Here is a 17,193-nt window from a genome sequence, read left to right as displayed (position 1 = left end):
GCGCCGGGGTCAGGCGCCGTCGAGGAGGCGTTGGAGGCCGGGGGCGTACAGGTCCGCGAGGCGTTCCGGCGCGGTCTCCCCGAGGGCGCCGCCGTCGCGGTGGATGCTCGCGGTGGCGCCGAGGCCGAGCAGTTGCCCGACGACGAGTTCGGCCCGCAGCAGCGGGTCGTCGCCGGGGAGCAGCGCGGCGAGCCGGGTGGTGACCTGCTCGCGGAAGCGGTCGCGGAGGAGGGTCCGCTCGTCGTCCGTGCCGAGGGCGAAGACGACGCGCAGCAGCGGGTCGGTGCGGCGCTGCCGCCGGGTGTGGACGAGGGTGAGCACGAGGTGCCGGCCGAGGCGGTCGAGGGGGGCGTCGAGGAGTTCGTCGGCGTCGGCGGAGAAGTCGGTGGTGCGGGCGAAGAGCTCCTCCTTGGTGCCGAAGAGTTTGACGATGAGGGAGGCGCTGACCTCGGCGTCGGCGGCGATGCCGCGGAGGGTGACCTCGGCGTAGGGGTGGAGGGCGAAGGCGCGGCGGGCGGCGCGCAGGATGGCCTGGCGTCCGGTGGGGGCGGGGGTGCCGGTCATGCGCGGGGCTCCGCGGCCGTGCCGGCCTGCCGGGTGCTGCCGTGCCCGGTGGCGGCTCCCGGGATGCGGCCCGCGGGGACTTCCGGTCCGGCGGGCCGGCGGCCGGGCAGTCCGAGGGTGACGAGCAGGGCGAGGACGGCTGCGCCCGCGGCGACGAGGAAGACCACCAGGTAGGCGTGGAGGGTGGGCGCGGTGCGTCCGGCGGCCCGGAAGGTGAGGCTGGAGAGGACGGCGGCGACGACGGCGCTGCAGAAGGCCTGGCCGAGGGAGCGCATCAGGGTGTTGAGGCCGTTGGCGGCGCCGGTCTCGCCGGCGGGGACGGCCCGGATGACCAGGGCGGGCAGGGCGCTGTAGGCGATGGCGGTGCCGGCGGAGACGACGGTCGCGCCGGCGATGATCATCCACAGCTGGTGGCTGGTGAAGAAGCGGACGAGGTAGCCGGCGGCCATGATCGCGGAGGCGACGACGAGGGTGACCTTGGGCCCGAAGGTGGCGGAGATCCGGGCGGAGAGCGAGGAGAGGGCCACCATCGAGAGGCCGCCGGGGAGCAGGCACAGGCCGCTGACGACGATCGACGCTCCGAGGCCGTAGCCGGTGCTCGTCGGCTCCTGCACCATCTGGGCGGTGACGAGGGCGTTGGCGTAGAAGGAGAAGCCGATGAGCAGGGCGGCGATGTTGGCGAGGAGGACGGCGGGGCGGGCGGAGACCCGGATGTCGACCATCGGGGTGGGGTGGCGGAGTTCGTGGCGGGCCCAGAGCGGGCCGAGGAGGGCCGCGAGGGCGAACAGGCCGAGGATGCGGCCGGAGGTCCAGCCCCAGTCGGCGCCCTGGGTGACGGCGAGCAGCAGGCTCACCACGACGGCCGAGAGGCCGAGCGCGCCCAGCACGTCGAAGCGGCCCCTGGTGCGGATCGGGGATTCGGGGACCTGCCGGAGCACGAGGGCGATGTCGAGCAGGCCGAGGCCGGCGGACACCCAGAACATCGCGTGCCAGTCGGCGTGCTCGACGACGAGCGCGGCGACCGGCAGGCCGACGGCGGCGCCGATGCCGAGGGTCGAGCTCATCAGGGCGACGGAGGGCAGCAGCCTGGCGGGGGGCAGTTCGTCGCGCATGATGCTGATGCCGAGCGGGACGACGGCGAGGGCGGCGCCTTGGAGCGCCCGGCCGGCGATGAGCACGCCGATGTGGGAGCTGACCGCGCAGAGCACGGAGCCGAGCACGAGCACGCCGAGGGCGGCGAGGAGCACCCGGCGCTTGCCGTACATGTCGCCGATCCGGCCGAGGAGCGGGGTGCAGACGGCGCCGGTGAGCAGGGTGACGGTGACGAGCCAGCTCGCGGCGGCGGGCGTGCTGCCGGTCAGCGCGGGCAGGTGCGGCAGCAGCGGCACGACGAGGGTCTGCATGACGGCCACCACGACGCCGCAGAAGGCGAGCACGGCGACGAGGAAGCGCGGCGGGGTGGTCGGGGCAGGGGGGACGGCGGGGGCGTCCGGGTCGGACATGGCGCTCCGTACGGGCCGGTGGGGAGGGGTGCACAGCTGTTCACCGCCAAGGGTAAACACCTGTGCACCACGCCCGGCACCGGGGTGCCGCACAGGACGCACGGGGCCCGCGGCACGGGGCTCGCAGCACGGGCGCCCGGGGCACGGACGCCCGTGGGGTCAGACGGGGAGCGCGCTGTCCGCGGCCGACATGTTCTGCCGGGCGACGGCCTCCTCCTGCAGGCTCTCGGCGCGGTCGATGATCCCCGGGATCTGCGCGTAGAGGGACTCGCCCGGGCAGAGCGTGCAGAACGCGTCGCGGTGGCCGGAGACCGCGGTGAACTCGTGGGTCGCGCCGACCGGGAACCGGCTGCCGCTGTTGGTGGACGTCAGCGTGGAGCGGTCGCCCGGGTGGATGCCGTACGTGCCGAGCTTCCAGGCGGCGACGCGGGCGATGGACTCCAGCACCGCGTCGGGCACCGGGATGCCGGCCGTGTAGGTGCCGATCGCCGCGACGCCGACCGTGTCGCGGTTGAAGCCCATGGTGTGGGCGCCGACGACGGGCCGGTCGATGCCGCCGAGGCGGCCCTCGTAGACGGTGCCGAAGCGGTCGACGAGGAAGTTGTAGCCGATGTCGTCCCACCCGCGGAACTCCAGGTGGTCGCGGCGGATCGCCCGGAGGATGTCCGGCACGTCCTCCGGGCCGTACGAGTTCGGGTCGTCGGTGTGGTGGATGAGCACCGCCCGCACCTCCCGGTCGTACTGGACGGCGGGCGGGTTCGGCTCGGTCTGCCAGGTGGAGCGCAGCACGATCGGCGGCGCCTGGGGGACGGCGCGCGGGCGGGCCACCGGCTGCACCGGGGTGGGGGCGCCGCCGTCCTCGGACTCCGCCCGGCGCCACGGGCGGGCGGCGGCGGGCAGCGCGGTGACGGCCCCGGCAGAGACGGCTTGCAGCGCGCGGCGCAGCACCAGACGGCGGTCGATGTCCATGTCAGGAAGCTACGGGCAGTGCGGCGGCGGCGCATGCGGTCGCCGCCGCACGGGGAACGGACGCACCCGGCCGTCGCGGGCGCGGCGGGCCGCCCGCCTGACGGCCCGTGGGGCTGACGCGCCGTCGGACGGCCGGTCGGCCCGCGCCCGGCGAACGGGTGGCGGCGTGCAGCCACGCGGAGCAACGGCGCCGGGCGGGCGGGAACCGTCCGCCGGGGGCGCGCGTCTCCCCTGCACGTCGGCGGGCGGTGATCACGGGCGCCCCCGGCCCCGCGCGGACGGGCGTCCGCCGGGAGGCCGGGAGGGCAGGGAGTGCGGATGACCGGGGTGGCCACGGAGCACGGACCGATGGCGGGGGCGCCGGTGGTGGCGCGGCAGGGGCGCCGGTGGTGGCGGGTGCTGCGGACGGTGCTGCTGGTGCTGTGCGGGATCGCCCTCGCCGGACCGGCCGGGCTGGCCGTGGTGCGGCTCGGCGGGCTGGACGACGGCACCGACCTGGCGATGCCGGTCGCGGGCCTGCCTTACGCGGCGGCGGCCACCCTGCTGCTGGTGGCGGTGGCGGCCGTCCTGCGTGCCCGGTGGCTGACGGCCGTCGCCCTGCTCGTGGCGGCGCTGCAGGTGTGGTGGCTGGTGCCGCGGCTGGTCGCGGACGGCGGTGCGGTGCCGGCCGCCGCGCCCCGGCTGCGGCTCGCCACGAGCAACGCCTACCTGGGGCAGGTCGACCCGCGGGCGCTGGTCGGCCTGGTGCGGGCGGAGCGGATCGACGTGCTGGCCGTCGAGGAGCTGAGCCCGGGTCTGGCCTCGGCGCTCGACCGGGCCGGGCTGGCCGGGCTGATGCCGTACCGGATCCACCGGGACGGCTCGGACACGTCGCTGTACTCGCGGCTGCCGCTGGCCGACCCGGGCGGCACGGCCGCGACCCCGACGGCCGGCGAGGTGACCGTCGGCGGGCACGCCGTGCGGGTCGTCGCCGTGCACACCTACTACCCGCTGGGCGACTCCCGCCGGTGGGCGGCCGACTTCGACGGGCTCCGCACGGAGGCCCGGCGGCACCCCGGGCGGACGGTGCTCCTCGGGGACTTCAACGCGACGCTCGACCACGCACCGATGCGCGCCCTGCTCGGCAACGGCCTGACGGACACCCACGCCGAGCTCGGGCGCGGCTTCGCCGGCACCTGGCCGGCGGACCGGCCGGTGCTGCCGCCGGTGATCCAGATCGACCACGTGCTGCACGGCGGCGGCCTGACCGCGGTCTCCGTGGCCGAGCACACGCTGCCCGGCAGCGACCACCGGGCCGTCGTCGCGGAGCTCGCCGTCACCGGCTGAGCCCTCCCCTGCGGCACCCGGGAGTTGCGGTCCCGCGGGCCCGGCCGTTCGCCTACGCTCGGCGGTGGACCCGGCCCGCCGGCCGGGCCGCCACCGACCGCAGGAGGACACCACCGTGGACGTCGGATTCGTCGGGCTCGGCACCATGGGCCGCGAGATGGCCCGCCGGCTCCTCGCGGACGGGCACCGGGTGACGGTGTGGAACCGCTCGCCCGGGCCCGTCCGCGACCTCGCCGCGGCCGGGGCGGTCGCCGCGGACGGCCTCGCCGACGTGTGGCGGGCCGAGGCGGTGGTGTCGATGCTCGCGGACGACGCCGCGGTCGAGGCCCTGCTCCTCGACGAGGAGCACCTGGCGTCGGCCCGGGCCGACGTGCACGTCAACATGGCGACCGTCTCCCCCGCGCTGGCGGTCCGGGCGGCCGGGCTGCACACCCGGCACGGGGTCGGCTACGTCGCGGCGCCCGTCCTCGGGCGGGCCGACGTCGCCGCGGCGGGCAACCTCGCCGTGCTGGCCGCCGGCCGGGCGGAGCACCTCGACCGGGTGGCGCCGCTGCTCGACGCGATGGGCCGCCGCACGTGGCGGCTCGGGGAGCGCCCCGAGGTCGCCAACACCGCCAAGATCAGCGCCAACTTCATGCTGGTCTCCGCCGTCGAGGCGCTCTCCGAGGCGACGGCGCTCGGCGAGGCCAACGGGCTCGCCGCCGCCGACCTCCTCGACGTGCTGACCGGCACGGTCTTCCCCGGCCCGGTCTACGCCGGGTACGGCGCGATGATCGCCGAACGCCGTTACGATCCGGCCGGGTTCCGGCTCGCCCTGGGCCTCAAGGACGTCGGGCTGGCGCTGGACAGCGCCGCCGCCGCGCACGTGCCGATGCCCTTCGCCGGGGTGCTCCGCGACTCCCTGCTGGAGTCGATCGGCCACGGCCACGGCGACCGGGACCTCGCGGCCCTCGCCGAGACCGCCCGCCGCCGGGCCGCGCTCCCGCCCGCCGGGGACGGCGCGTAGCCGCCCCGACGCCACGGGTCCCCGCCGGGCATGCCCTCCCGGCAGGGACCCGCTGCGCGGCCGCACCCGTCAGTTGAGCGGGTCCAGCGTCATGTACGCCTGCTGCGGGCTGCCGTCGTGGACGAGCGACTCGTGGTGGCCCACGTCGTCGAACGCGAAGGCGTAGGCGTTGCCGTCGGCCATCTGCGCGTGGATCCTGCGCGCGTACTGGTTGGTGACGGAATCCTGGTAGAACCCCGCGGCGGAGGTGTCGGGCTGGTTGGGGTTGGTCAGCAGCGTCGACCGGTTGTACCCCGCGCACAGGGTGCGCGAGATCGGACCGCGGACCAGGTCGTTCGGCGCGTCGAGCAGCTTGTAGCAGCCGAAGATCGAGTCGGAGTCGGGCTTCTGGAAGCTCGTGACGACGGCCCCGGCGCTGTTGGTGAAGTTCATGGTGTTGCCGGAGACCCGCCCGTAGTACCTGGTGCCGGGCTGGTCGGCGAACGGCGTGACGGTGAGCGTGGAGGTGGCGTACTTGCTCCACACCCGGTTGACGTAGTCGTTCATGACGGTGGCGGGCAGCGCGCCCGACTCGATGCCGTGGCCGGGCGAGAGCGCTCGCAGGATCGTGCCGTCGGAGCGGGTCTGGACGAGGTTGGCCCAGCCGCCGGGCTGCGCCTTGAGCGCGGTGTAGAAGCCCTGGTAGCCCCCGGCCTTGAGGTGGCCGGTGCTGCGGGTGACACCGTCGCCGCCCTTGACGCCGACGGCGTACGGCACCGAGAACATGTCGACCTGCGTGCTGTTGATCCACAGCCCGGCGTCGTTGAGCGTGTACTCGGACCAGTTGAAGAGGATCGGGCGGTTCGGGTCGCTCGGGTTCTGCACGGCCGGCTGGACGAGGCCGCCGGTGGTGAGCTTGAAGACCAGCTTCTGCCCGTACGAGAAGTAGATGCGGCCGGAGAACTTCGGCATCCGGATCGTCCTGGAACCGCCGTTGGCGGGCCCGGCGATCGACGCGTCCGGGGCCGGCACCGGCGGGTTGGCGCCGCCCGGCCACGGGTGGAAGGCGCCGGCGGCGTCCGCCCAGCCCTGCTGACCGGTGGTCAGGAGGGTGCCCAGGTTGTAGATGTAGACCGGCTCGCCACGCCCGGAGCTGTTGGTGAACGTGAGCGGGATGGTGGTGGGGACGGCCGCCTCGGCCCGCCCGGCGGGGGCGGTCAGCGTCAGGCCGGCCGCTGCGGCGGCGGCCAGGGTGGTGGCGAGGGCCGCACGGCGGGTGGGTGCTCGTCTGGTGCCCATCGGGTCGTTCCTCCGGGGTCGTGGGGGTGGCGACGGCGGCCGGGCGTCCCCGGTGCGGAGCACCGGAGGGAGGGGGGACCGGCCGACGGCGGTGGTGACGCCGCTTCCTGAGAGCGCTCTCAGAATGCGACTCTCGACGGGACATGTCAATGGTCCAGACATGACGGGCCGGCCGGACGAGCCACATCGGCGGCCGTCCTCGCGCCCCAACCTCCGAACAGATCGCCGACGCCCGCCTCCCGCTCGGCACCGGAGAGACCCGAACCGCCGTCGCCGCCCGGCTGCGCGTCTCCCGATGGACACTCAGCCGCGCCCGCGGCGCCGCGTCCCGCCGGCGCCCGCCACCGGGTGCCGGCGCTTGACCGCGGCGGACAGCCCCGGCCCCGTGCGCGGATCGCAGAAGAGGACGGTCCGGTCGTCGCCTCAGCGTCCGTCGCGGACCACCGCCAACCCGCCGACCCGGGTCGTGATGCCCGCCGGCCCGCGTCGGGCCGAGGCGAGCACGCCGGCCGGTCGACCGAGAGCGTCGCCCTGCTCCACCTCGATCGCGACCGTCTGCGCCCCTGTCGTGTCGAGCAGGTGGGCGGCCAGGCAGCCGGTGCTGTTGGCGTTGGCGACGTCCTCGTCGACACCGATCGCCGGCGCGAACATCCGCGCCGCACCCGGCCGGCCGCCCACCGGCGGCACGTACACGAAACAGCCGAGGAGCCCGTACCGCCGGCACGCCGCCGTCAGCCTGCCGAGGTGCGGGTGGACCCGGAGCAGCGCCGACCGGTCGTGGACCGGTACCAGCATGCGTGGTGCGCCGGGCGAGGCGATCCGCGGCGCGTCGGTCGGATGCGGGTCGTCCGCGGTGAGCCCGAGCGCGGCGACGATCGCGGCGCGCTCGTCCGGTGCCGGGTGACGCAGCGCGACGAGGCCCTGGTCGAACCACACCTCGATTCCGGCGGGGCGGCGGATCGCGACGGTGTCGAACGTGCGCCCGCCGGTGTGCTGGCGGTCGTTCAGCTCGCCCAGCGCGGTGCGGGTCAACCGGACGGCCTGCGCGGCGACGGTGCCGTGGCCGCAGCCGGACAGTTCGGCGGTGGCGGTGAAGAACCGGACCGGCCGGCCACCGTCCGGCGTCCGCCCCGGGCCGAGGAACGCCGCGTGCGAGGTGCCGGCCGCAGCGGCGACCGCACGCCGGTCCGCGTCCGTCGCCGCCGGGTCGTCGTCGGTGACGGCCGTGGGGCTTCCGCCCCGGCCGTCGCGCCGCACGCACGCATCAACCACCGTGACATCCCGCCAGGACAACGGCCCACCTCCGACGCTCGACGAACCGGCGACCGCGAACGGCGGCCGCCGATGACCGGACCTGGCCCGCAACGGCCGACCGAACGCGTCCCGGAGCGTCCCGGCCTGCCTCAGCCGGTGCCGTCCTGCACCGGGTAGTCGATGACGACCGCACCGCCGGTGGCGTAGTTGACGACATCGGCGGCTACCCGCCGGCCTTCCGGCGACGCCCGCGCCGCGGCCATGGCGGCGGCGTCGGCGAAGTCGCCTTCGAAGACCGCGAAATACGGCGCTTCTCCCATGGCCGCCGCCACGTCGAAGCTGTAGCGCCACGCCAGCAGGCCGGGCCACTTCATGACCAGTGGAAGGTGGTTGGTCACGTAGTAGTCGCGGAAGTGGTCGGGGTCGGCGGGCTCGGGATACAGGACCACCACCTTATGCATGACGACCTCCGTCCGGCGACGAGACCGTCACACTCCGGGTGACCCGGGAGCTCCTGCCACGAACTGCCACCGACCTCGCCAGGTGCGGAGCACCGGGATCCGGGTGAGGACGGAGGCAATCGGCGGTGTGCGTGAGTCTGTTGTCCGGTACCGCGGTCGGTCGATTCGTCATATCCGCAGGTTAGGGCTCGATGTGCGGTCGGGGGAAAGACCGGTCCGGGATAGGCTCAGAACGGATCGTTATCAAACGGCAGGGAGGGCACGTGGCGCCGGATACGGTGAGCCTGCGGTACTTCCTGGTGCTGGCGCAGGAGTTGAACTTCACCCGCGCGGCCGCACGGATCGGCATCGCACAGCCCGCACTCAGCGCCCGGATGCGCCGACTGGAGGCGGAACTCGGCACGGCCCTGCTGGTCCGCAACACGCGCAGCGTCGTATTGACCACGGCCGGGGCGGCTCTGGCGGAGTCCGCGCCGCCCGCGCTGGCGGCGCTGGACCGGGCATGGGACACCGTCCGGAGCGCGGCGGCCGGTGAACTGGGCACGCTGCGCATCGGATACAGCCTCAGCGCCGGGGCCGAGACGGCACCGGCCCTGGTGGACAGGCTGATGCGCGGCAACAGCGGACTCGAGGTCGGCGCGGCCCCGATGGCGACACCGGAGATCTCCCCCGCGGTCGCCGACGGCCGCATCGATGCCGGGATCACCCGCGGTGAACAGCCGGGCCGTGGCGTGCGCCGGTTCCTGCTGCGGCGCGAGCGCATCGGGGTCCAGCTGGCGCAGCACCATCCGCTGGCCGAACACCCGGAGATCGAGCTCGCCGACGCGGCCGCGTATCCGCTGCGGCTCCCGGACCGTGCGGCCAACCCCGTGATCCACGATCAGCTGTCCGCACTGTTCCGGGACACCCGGCCACACCCCCGGTTCCACACGCCCGCAGTCTCCTTCGACATGTCTCAGCGCGACCTGCGCGACGGGGCCACCCTCGCCCCGGCCGGAGAAGCCGCGGTCACGGCATCACCGGCCGGTCTCACCTGGCGACCGCTGCGGGGCGCGCCCGGCCTGACGATCCACCTGGTCCTCCCACGCGAGCAGTCGCCACTGCACCGCCGCATCCGTGCCGTCGCCGGAACCCTGGCGCACGAGCTGCACTGGCTGCCGGACTGACGCGCAGGAGGCCGGACGACAGGCCCGCCGGACACGACAGGCCGGCCGGGCCGACGCGCCCGCCCGGGGCGGACGGGGCCCACCCGTCAGTCCTGCTCCCAGGTCTGCGTGGACCGCGGCTCCACGTACGGCTCCTCCCCCGCCGGGCGGCCGCCCGCGACGGCCCTGGCCCGGGAGAGCTCGGCGTCGAACTCCAGGCCCGCGAGGATCGCCAGGTTCGACAGCCACAGCCACACCAGGAAGACGATCACCCCGGCCAGCGCCCCGTACGTCCGGTTGTAGGAGCCGAAGTTCGCGACGAACACCGCGAAGCCGCCCGACAGCAGAAGCCAGACCACCACCGCCAGCACGCTGCCCGGCGACACCCAGCGGAAGCCCCGGCCGCGGACGTTGGGCGCCGCCCAGTACAGCACCCCGATCATCACCACGACCAGCATCAGCAGCACCGGCCACTTCGCCACCGACCACGCCTGCACCCCGGCGTCGCCCACCCCCAGCGCCTCGCCCGCCTCCCGCGCCAGCGGACCGGTGAAGACCACGATCGCCGCACTCGCGACCAGCAGCAGCAGCATGAGCACCGTCAGCCCGAGCCGCAGCGGCGTCAGCCGCCACACCGGCCGGCCCTCCCGGATGTCGTAGACGACGTTGGCCGCGCGGATGAAGGCCGCGATGTAGCCGGACGCCGACCAGAGGGCGCCGCCGAGCCCCACCACGGCGAGGGTGCCGCCCGCGCCGCGGTTGCGCTGCAGGTCCTCGATGCCGTGGTGGAGGATGTCGCGGGCCGGCCCGGGCGTCCAGTGCTGGAGGTTGCCCACGATGTCGTCGGTGGCCGACGGCCCGGCCAGCCCGACGAGCGACAGCAGCAGGAGCAGCGTGGGGAAGACGGCCAGCACGCCGTAGTAGGTGAGTGCGGCGGCCCGGTCGGAGAGTTCGTCGTCGAGGAGCTCGGCCAGGGTGCGGCGCAGCGCCCTCGCCCGTACCCGCAGGGGCAGCCCGGAGGGGCGGTCCGGTGCACGGCGCGGTGAGGTGCGGGTGCGGCCGGGTCTGCCGGCGGGCCCGGCCTTCGACGGCTCGGGGCGTGGGCGCGGTGTCTTCACGGGCGTCTTCTGTCCGCTGCGGCCGCGGCCAACCGTCCGCCGGGCCGGCCGCGGGGACGGCTGCCGGGCCGGCGTCAGCGCACCAGCGCGGCCCGCTCGCGGGCGGAGCGGACGGCCTCCTTCAGCCCGGCGATGTCGTACGCGCCGTGGTGGCGGCGGCCGTTGACGAAGAAGGTGGGGGTGCCGGAGACGCCGCTGAGGTCGGCCGACTCGACGTCCTCGGCGACCCGGGACGCCCCGGCGCGGGCCCGCAGGTCGCGGCGGAACCGCTCGGCCTCCAGGCCCGCCCGCTCGGCGTAGCGCATCAGGTCGGCCACGGTGAGGTCGCCCTGGTGGGCGAGCAGCAGGTCGTGCATCGCCCAGTAGCAGTCCTGCTCGGCGGCGGCCTCGGCCGCCTCCGCGGCCAGCTGGGCGTGCGGGTGGACGTCGTTGAGCGGCAGGTGCCGCCAGACGTAGCGGATGTCGCCGGCGCCGGCGAGCAGCTCGCGCACGACGGGCTCGGCCTGCCCGCAGTACGGGCATTCGAAGTCGCCGTACTCGACGACGGTGACCAGGGCGTCGGCGGGGCCGCGCACGTGGTCGCGGTCGAGGTCGACGGAGGCCGCGAGGTCGATGATGCCCTCGGCCGTGCCGAGCAGGGCGCGCATCCGGCCGCGCCGCGGCAGGAGGCCGATCACCCGGGTGACCAGCCAGGTCGCGGCGGAGGAGCAGGCGACCGCGGCGAGGATGCCGACCTTCGCCTCGTCGAGGCGGGGTCCGTCGAAGGCGAGGGTGGCGATCAGCAGCGAGACGGTGAAGCCGATGCCGGCGATCGAGCCGCCCGCGGCGACGGCCCCCCAGCCGACCGGGGGGCGGAGGCGGCCGCGGCTGGCGGCGGTGGTCAGCAGGGCGGAGCCCAGGATGCCGACGGGCTTGCCGAGGAGGTAGCCGAGGAGGATGCCGAGGGTGACGGGCGAGCGGAAGGCCTCGCCGAGCCGGTCGGCGCCGAGGGTGATCCCGGCGTTGGCGAGCGCGAAGAGCGGCACGATGACGTAGCTCGTCCACGGGTGGTAGACGCGCTGGAGGCGCTCGTTCGGGGAGATGGCGGTGGCGAGGCCGGCCCGCACCGAGCGTTCCAGCTCGGGCGTGGGCTGCTCGCGGAACAGCCGGAACAGGTCGCTGGCCCGTTCGAGGTCGCTGCGCGCCGCCGGGTAGGCGTAGGTGAGCAGGCCCATGGCGAGGCCCGCGACGACCGGGTCGACGCCGGACTCCAGCAGGGCGACCCACAGGGCGGTGGCGAGCAGCGCGTACACCGCGCCGCGGCGGACGCCCGCGGCGCGGGCGAGCAGCACGACGGCGAGGATGCCGACGGCCGCGAGGAGGGCGGGCACGGCGATGTGGCCGCTGTAGGCGACCGCGATGACGCCCAGCGCGACGAAGTCGTCGACCACGGCGACGGTGAGGATGAACACCCGCAGCGCGTCGGGCAGGCGGCTGCCGACGAGCGCGAGCATGCCGAGGGCGAAGGCCGTGTCGGTCGACATGGCGGCGCCCCAGCCGTGCGGCTCGCCGCCCGCGCCGGTGTTCACGGCCAGGTAGATCGCGACGGGCACGGCCATCCCGGCGATCCCGGCGATCAGCGGCAGGGCGATCCGGCGCCGCTCGCGCAGCTCGCCCATGTCGAACTCGCGGCGCGCCTCCAGACCGATGACGAAGAAGAACAGCGTCATGAGGCCGCTGTTCACCCATTCGCGCAGGTCGAGGGAGATCCCGTGGTCGCCGAGCCGCACGGCCAGCACGGTCTCCCAGAACGACTCGTACGTGCCGGGGGCGACGTTGGCCCACACCAGGGCGGCGAGGGCGGCGGTGAGCAGCACGGCGGCGCTGCCGGTCTCGGTGCGCAGGAAGTCCCGCAGCGGGGTCCGCATTCCGGTGCCGCACACGGTCTGTCCGGAGTGTCCGGGGAGCTCTGAGGGGACGGGCATGTGATCATTCTCCGCCCGGTCGGCCCCCGGTCGCGGCGCACCGCCGGACGGTCCCCGTGACGGCCCTCACACCGGGGGTCGCGGAGCGTGCCGGGCGGCCCCGGGAGTGCCTCGTCCCGCGTACGCGGGGCGGGGCCGGGTACACGGGTGCCATGGGACTTTTTCACAGGCGAGGTGGGTCCGACCCTTCCGGGCCCGGGCCCGGCGGGTCCGGGGGCGGTCCCGGCACCGGCCCCGACGGCGCCGGTGCGGGCGCGACCGTCCCGGCCGGGACCGGCGCCGGTGCGGGCGGGCCCGGGGCCGGGGCCGAACTGACACCGGAGGCGGCGGCCGAGGAGCTCGCGGCGCTGACGCGCGAGATGGAGGAGGGCTCGCAGGCCTCCCGCCGCCGCGCCCTGGGCCGGGCGACCGCGCTGGTGGTGTCGACGGGCCGGGCGCTGGGCCGCGGCGGGGCCCGGACGGCCCGGGCGACGATGGTCGGCGGCCGGGCGACGACCGAGCGGCTGCTGCAGGCGGCCCCGCGGATCCCCGTACGCGACCTGGCGACACTCCGGTCGCAGCACCCCGGGGCGCAGGACCCGGAGGCGCTGGCCGACCTGCTGGTCACCGGTGCCACGCGGGCCTCCGCGGCGGTGGGCGCGGGCGTCGGAGCCGCGGCGATGCTGCCGGTGCCGCCCGCGATGGCCGCGGAGATCGCCGCCGAGACCCTGGTGGTGGCCGCCGTGGAGATCAAGCTGATAGCCGAGCTGCACCAGGTGTACGGCGTGCCCGCCGTCGGCACGGCGGCGCAGCGCACGACCGCGTACGTGACGGCGTGGGCGGACCGGCGCGGCATCGACCGGACCGCCCTGACGAGCCCGGCCGGGCTGACGGCGATGGCGGGCCTGGCGGTCGGTTCGGAGGTGCGCAGCAAGGTGCGCAAGCGGCTCACCCGCAGCACGCTGCGCAAGCTCCCGTCGATGGTGCCCCTGATGGTGGGGGCGGCGCTGGGGGCGACGATGAACAGGCGCGACACCGGGCGGCTCGCCGCGCGGGTGCGCTCGGACCTGCGGAAGCGCGGGAGCGCTCCGGAGGGGTACTGGGAGGCCGCGGAGCCGTCCGGCGGGAGGGGCCCGCGCAAGCGCGAAGATGTGGATCTCGGCGCAGTCGGCGATGGTGGGAGGACCGGCAGTTCCGAAGGAGGAATCCCGATGTCCATGCTCGACAAGCTCAAGAACATGATCAAGGGCCACGAGGACACCGCCAGGCAGGGCGTCGACAAGGCCGGCGACGCCGTCGACGCGAAGACCGGCAACAAGTACCAGGGGCACGTCGACACGGCCCAGCAGAAGATCAGCGATCAGCTCGGCGAGCAGCCGCCCGAGCAGCGGTAGCCGCTCGCCGGACCGTCGGCCGCCGCCCCCGCAGCGCTGCGGGGGCGGCGGCTCCGTGTCCGTCCCGTCCCCGGACTGTCAGGTACCGAGGATCAGGGCGCGTGCGGCGGCCAGCTCGTCACGGGCCGCGTCCTCGACCGCGGCGAGGTAGCCGTAGGCGTCCTCCCCGAGGGGCACCCGCAGCGGCGTCCCCCCGGCGTCGACGATGCGCAGGAGATGGCGGGCGAAGTCCTCGGGGCGACTCAGCGCCGGGTCGGACCGCATGCCGCGCATCCCCTGGAGCATGGGGGCGGTGACCGCCTCGTAGGCGGGGATCCGGACGGCGGTCTCGGCCAGCGCCTCGCCGTAGCCGGTGGCGAAGCCGCCGGGTTCGAGCACGGTCACGCGGATGCCGAGCGGCCCCGCCTCGGCGGCGAGGGCCTGGCTCATGCCCTCCAGGGCGTACTTGCCGGTGACGTACGCCGCGAGGCCGGGGAAGGCCATCCGGCCGGCCAGCGAGGAGACGTTGACGATGTGGCCGCCGCCCTGCGCCCGCATCACCGGGAGGGCGAGGCGGGCCAGCCGCCAGGGGCCGACCACGAGGGTCTCCAGCTGGTCGCGCAGCTCCTCGTCGCCGACCTCCTCGACGGTGCCGAAGATGCCGTTGCCGGCGTTGTTGACGAGCACGTCGAGGCCGCCGAGGCGGTCGACGGCGGTGGCGACGGCGGCCTCGCACTGGTCGGGGTCGCGGACGTCCAGGGCGGCGGTGGTCACGTGCCCGGGGTGGCGGGCGGCCAGCTCGGCCACCGTGTCGGGCTTGCGGGCCGTCGCGAGGACGTACTCGCCCGCCTCCGCGAGTGCGGTGGCGAGGGCGTGGCCGAGCCCCGAGGAGCAACCGGTCACCAACCAGCGACGGGCCATGGACGACCGCCTTCCGTTTCGGCCGGAGGGGTGGGTGCTCCGGCGATGGGCCCGGCAGATGCCCCGCCGGGCCGGACCAGCCCGCCCACTCTGGCAGAGGCGGTCGCACCACCGCCGTGGTCCGGGGACACCGCGCGGAGCACGGCAGGGGCGCACGGAAGCGTTCCGGGCCGCCGGTGCGCCCCGCACGCGAACGGTCCGCACACGCGGCGACGGGCGCCCGGCGGCGGGCGCCGTCAGGCCAGCAGCCGCAGCCGCTCGCCGGCCGCCCCGACCGTGAGGCGCTGTCCCCAGGTCAGCTCCAGGGCGTCGGCCTCCATGCCGTCGCCGAAGACCACCAGCCGGTCCGACTCGACCGTGACGGCGAGCCGCTCGGCACCCCCCAGCAGGCCCTGCACGTGGTCCGTGCCCGTCACCGGGGACGGCCAGGCCTCGCGGACGAACCAGGCGACGCCCGCACCGGCCGGCTCCGGCAGGCGGATCGGCTTCCCGCGTTCGAGCCAGAGCGACCGGCACCAGCCGGTGGCGCCGGTGCCGGTGCCGACCAGCACCCCGGAGGACGCCTGGCTCTCCGCGGCGCCGCCCGGCAGGTGGATGCGGTAGCGGGCCGTCCCGTGCCCGCTCCGGCCCAGGTAGACCTCGTTGAGCGCGAGGAGCCGCTGCCCGTCGTCGGCGACCGCCTCGACCATCGTCCGCTCCTCCAGGCGCGACCCGGCACCCGGCCCGACCGCGGCACGCAGCAGCCGCCGGGCCTGCGCCGCGCCGTGGCGCACCAGGACGCCGGGGTTGCGGCCCGGCTCGGTGTCGATGCCCACCACCGGCTGCCCGGCGAGGTACTTGGCGGTGTTGGCCACCAGCCCGTCCTGGCCGACGACCACCACGACGTCCTCCGGCGTGAAGAGGAACCGGTCGAGGTCGCCGCGCTCGACGCGGGCGCTGCGCCAGTCCAGCGGGACGGCCCCGGCGACCTCGGCGAGCGCGTCCCGGGTGCGGTGGTGGCGCAGCTCGACGTCGACGAGGGAGCGGCCGCGCGACTCCAGGAAGAACGCGGCCTGCCCGCGGGAGCCGTGGCGCGCGAGCAGTTCCTCGTACTCGCTGCGGCGGTGGACGAGCACCACCCGGGGGGCGAGGGTCATCGCGGTGCGCCCGCCTCACCGGCGGGGGCGGCGGGGACGGCCGGGGCGGCTCCGAGCCGGGCGAGCAGGCCGGTGAGGACGTCGGGGGTGAGGGTGATGCTGTCGATCCGCGGCAGGTGCTCGGCGAGGCCGATCAGCGCGAGGGCGTGCAGCACCTCCGGGCCGGCCTCCCGGTGGGCCTCCAGCCAGGCCTGCCGGGCGGCGGCGCGGGCCTCGCCGAGGGCGCGTTCGGCCTCGGCCCGGGCGGCGGCGAGGAGCCGGTCGGCGTCGGCCTCGGCGGAGGCGAGCCGGGTGCGCCGGACCGCCTCGGCCTCGGCGCGGACGGCGTCGGCCCCGGCCTCCTGCTCGGCGCGGCCGCGGGCGTTGGCGCCCTGGCGGGCGACCAGCTCCTCCTCACGGCGGGCGAGTTCGATCTGGTTGGCCATCTCGTTCTCGGCGATGGCGCGTTCGCGTTCGACGGCGACCGCGCGGCGCTCGTAGGTGGCCCGGTCGGCGTCCTGCTGCACCTGCTCGCGCGCGGGGGTGCGCAGGGCGCGCTCCATCTCGGCCTCGGGGCGCAGCGCGGTGACGCGGACGGCGATGACGGCGAGGCCGATCTCGGCGAGCCTGGCCTCCGCGGCGAGCCCGTCGGCGATCCGCCGCCGCACGGCGCCGATGCCGTCCGCGAGGGCGGCGGCGAGCGGGGTGCGGGCGACGAGTTCGAGGGCGTGCTGCTGGGCGGTCTCGGTGAGCAGGGTGCCGATCTGCTGGAGGGGTTCGGCCCGCCAGGCGCCGGTGTCCGGGTCGATGCCGAAGTCGAGGCGGGCCGCGGCGACGGCGGGCTCGGTGATCCGGTAGGTGACCGCGGCCTGCACGGTGAGGTCCTGGAAGTCGGCCGTCCTGGCGTGGAAGAGCATGGCCAGTTCGCGGTCCTCGGCGGGGACTTCGGAGATGGCGGCGGTGCGCGGGCGGAACCAGAACGCGAGGCCGGTGCCCTCGTGGACGGTCCGGCCGCCGCGGAGGCACCGGATGTGGGAGGTGGGTGCGGCGCGCAGATGCCGGAACCCGAGGCGCCTGGTGATGTCGGCCACGGTCGGCCCCCTTTCTCGTCTCATTGACGATAACCGATCGGAGCCATTGTCGTCAATACGACGAAAAGAGGAGTCGCCGACGGCCCGCGCACCCCTGACAGATGTCGGGTACCGCGGGACGGGCCCG

15 protein-coding genes are annotated in these 17,193 nt (G+C 75.7%); 4 read left to right on the top strand and 11 right to left on the bottom strand.

Annotated elements, in window-relative coordinates:
• Nucleotides 1-9: 9 nt before the first annotated feature.
• The 3 genes from OG335_RS31930 to OG335_RS31920 all read right to left on the bottom strand — a co-directional run bounded on the left by OG335_RS31930 (nucleotide 10) and on the right by OG335_RS31920 (nucleotide 3,035).
• Nucleotides 10-564, bottom strand: coding sequence for a TetR family transcriptional regulator (locus tag OG335_RS31930; RefSeq protein ID WP_405014608.1), 555 nt, complete (start codon nucleotides 562-564; stop codon nucleotides 10-12).
• Entirely contained in the window at nucleotides 561-2,066 is a 1,506-nt protein-coding gene (locus OG335_RS31925) for an MFS transporter (protein ID WP_405014607.1), read from the bottom strand. Before OG335_RS31925 ends, OG335_RS31930 begins: the two co-directional genes overlap by 4 nt.
• 159 nt (nucleotides 2,067-2,225) lie before the next feature.
• On the bottom strand, nucleotides 2,226-3,035 hold the full coding sequence (locus OG335_RS31920) for a peptidoglycan recognition protein (RefSeq protein WP_405014606.1): 810 nt from the start codon (nucleotides 3,033-3,035) through the stop codon (nucleotides 2,226-2,228).
• Between the two features lie 318 nt (nucleotides 3,036-3,353).
• Here OG335_RS31920 and OG335_RS31915 point away from each other — a divergent pair, with 318 nt between their 5' ends.
• Nucleotides 3,354-4,361, top strand: a complete 1,008-nt coding sequence (locus tag OG335_RS31915; protein WP_405014605.1) for an endonuclease/exonuclease/phosphatase family protein — start codon at nucleotides 3,354-3,356, stop codon at nucleotides 4,359-4,361.
• A gap of 64 nt (nucleotides 4,362-4,425) precedes the next feature.
• Nucleotides 4,426-5,367 carry an NAD(P)-dependent oxidoreductase gene (locus tag OG335_RS31910; RefSeq protein WP_405014604.1) on the top strand — a complete coding sequence of 314 codons (942 nt, stop codon included), beginning with the start codon at nucleotides 4,426-4,428 and terminating at the stop codon, nucleotides 5,365-5,367.
• Between the two features lie 69 nt (nucleotides 5,368-5,436).
• Here the strand turns inward: OG335_RS31910 and OG335_RS31905 are convergent, their stop codons facing one another.
• From OG335_RS31905 to OG335_RS31895, 3 genes are all read right to left on the bottom strand, one after another.
• A complete protein-coding gene (locus OG335_RS31905) occupies nucleotides 5,437-6,645 on the bottom strand; it encodes a glycoside hydrolase family 64 protein (protein ID WP_405014603.1) in 1,209 nt (402 codons plus the stop codon).
• A 423-nt stretch (nucleotides 6,646-7,068) separates the two neighbouring features.
• Nucleotides 7,069-7,902, bottom strand: a complete 834-nt coding sequence (locus OG335_RS31900) for a PhzF family phenazine biosynthesis protein (protein ID WP_405015597.1) — start codon at nucleotides 7,900-7,902, stop codon at nucleotides 7,069-7,071.
• Between the two features lie 146 nt (nucleotides 7,903-8,048).
• Nucleotides 8,049-8,360, bottom strand: a complete 312-nt coding sequence (locus tag OG335_RS31895; RefSeq protein ID WP_405014602.1) for an EthD family reductase — start codon at nucleotides 8,358-8,360, stop codon at nucleotides 8,049-8,051.
• 263 nt (nucleotides 8,361-8,623) lie between these two features.
• Between OG335_RS31895 and OG335_RS31890 the strand changes: the two genes are divergently transcribed.
• Nucleotides 8,624-9,526: a LysR substrate-binding domain-containing protein gene (locus OG335_RS31890; protein WP_405014601.1), complete on the top strand. Its 903-nt coding sequence runs from the start codon at nucleotides 8,624-8,626 to the stop codon at nucleotides 9,524-9,526.
• An 86-nt stretch (nucleotides 9,527-9,612) separates the two neighbouring features.
• Here the strand turns inward: OG335_RS31890 and OG335_RS31885 are convergent, their stop codons facing one another.
• Both OG335_RS31885 and nhaA read right to left on the bottom strand, forming a co-directional pair.
• Entirely contained in the window at nucleotides 9,613-10,623 is a 1,011-nt protein-coding gene (locus OG335_RS31885; RefSeq protein WP_405014600.1) for a YihY/virulence factor BrkB family protein, read from the bottom strand.
• A gap of 74 nt (nucleotides 10,624-10,697) precedes the next feature.
• Entirely contained in the window at nucleotides 10,698-12,587 is a 1,890-nt protein-coding gene (nhaA, locus tag OG335_RS31880; RefSeq protein ID WP_405014599.1) for a Na+/H+ antiporter NhaA, read from the bottom strand.
• 152 nt (nucleotides 12,588-12,739) lie between these two features.
• Here nhaA and OG335_RS31875 point away from each other — a divergent pair, with 152 nt between their 5' ends.
• On the top strand, nucleotides 12,740-13,960 hold the full coding sequence (locus tag OG335_RS31875; protein WP_405014598.1) for an antitoxin: 1,221 nt from the start codon (nucleotides 12,740-12,742) through the stop codon (nucleotides 13,958-13,960).
• Between the two features lie 78 nt (nucleotides 13,961-14,038).
• On the opposite strand, the gene OG335_RS31870 is transcribed toward OG335_RS31875, so the two are convergent.
• The 3 genes from OG335_RS31870 to OG335_RS31860 all read right to left on the bottom strand — a co-directional run bounded on the left by OG335_RS31870 (nucleotide 14,039) and on the right by OG335_RS31860 (nucleotide 17,066).
• Complete coding sequence (locus OG335_RS31870) at nucleotides 14,039-14,860, bottom strand: SDR family oxidoreductase (RefSeq protein ID WP_405014597.1); 822 nt, start codon at nucleotides 14,858-14,860, stop codon at nucleotides 14,039-14,041.
• Nucleotides 14,861-15,096: 236 nt separating this feature from the next.
• Nucleotides 15,097-15,996: a hypothetical protein gene (locus OG335_RS31865; RefSeq protein WP_405014596.1), complete on the bottom strand. Its 900-nt coding sequence runs from the start codon at nucleotides 15,994-15,996 to the stop codon at nucleotides 15,097-15,099.
• Nucleotides 15,993-17,066, bottom strand: a complete 1,074-nt coding sequence (locus tag OG335_RS31860; protein ID WP_405014595.1) for an SPFH domain-containing protein — start codon at nucleotides 17,064-17,066, stop codon at nucleotides 15,993-15,995. The genes OG335_RS31865 and OG335_RS31860 overlap by 4 nt, the downstream gene beginning before the upstream one ends.
• Between the last annotated feature and the right edge of the window lie 127 nt (nucleotides 17,067-17,193).

This window comes from Kitasatospora sp. NBC_01539, assembly GCF_045040525.1.
GTDB lineage: Bacteria > Actinomycetota > Actinomycetes > Streptomycetales > Streptomycetaceae > Kitasatospora.
Note: the sequence above shows the minus strand (reverse complement) of the source record. Positions and strands in the feature narration are given on the sequence as shown.

Bases quoted from the DNA above. Each gene is read 5' to 3' on its own strand.
- OG335_RS31930 (WP_405014608.1), bottom strand. From the start codon at position 564: ATGACCGGCACCCCCGCCCCCACCGGACGCCAGGCCATCCTGCGCGCC.
- OG335_RS31925 (WP_405014607.1), bottom strand. From the start codon at position 2,066: ATGTCCGACCCGGACGCCCCCGCCGTCCCCCCTGCCCCGACCACCCCG.
- OG335_RS31920 (WP_405014606.1), bottom strand. From the start codon at position 3,035: ATGGACATCGACCGCCGTCTGGTGCTGCGCCGCGCGCTGCAAGCCGTC.
- OG335_RS31915 (WP_405014605.1), top strand. From the start codon at position 3,354: ATGACCGGGGTGGCCACGGAGCACGGACCGATGGCGGGGGCGCCGGTG.
- OG335_RS31905 (WP_405014603.1), bottom strand. From the start codon at position 6,645: ATGGGCACCAGACGAGCACCCACCCGCCGTGCGGCCCTCGCCACCACC.
- OG335_RS31895 (WP_405014602.1), bottom strand. From the start codon at position 8,360: ATGCATAAGGTGGTGGTCCTGTATCCCGAGCCCGCCGACCCCGACCAC.
- nhaA (WP_405014599.1), bottom strand. From the start codon at position 12,587: ATGCCCGTCCCCTCAGAGCTCCCCGGACACTCCGGACAGACCGTGTGC.
- OG335_RS31875 (WP_405014598.1), top strand. From the start codon at position 12,740: ATGGGACTTTTTCACAGGCGAGGTGGGTCCGACCCTTCCGGGCCCGGG.
- OG335_RS31870 (WP_405014597.1), bottom strand. From the start codon at position 14,860: ATGGCCCGTCGCTGGTTGGTGACCGGTTGCTCCTCGGGGCTCGGCCAC.
- OG335_RS31865 (WP_405014596.1), bottom strand. From the start codon at position 15,996: ATGACCCTCGCCCCCCGGGTGGTGCTCGTCCACCGCCGCAGCGAGTAC.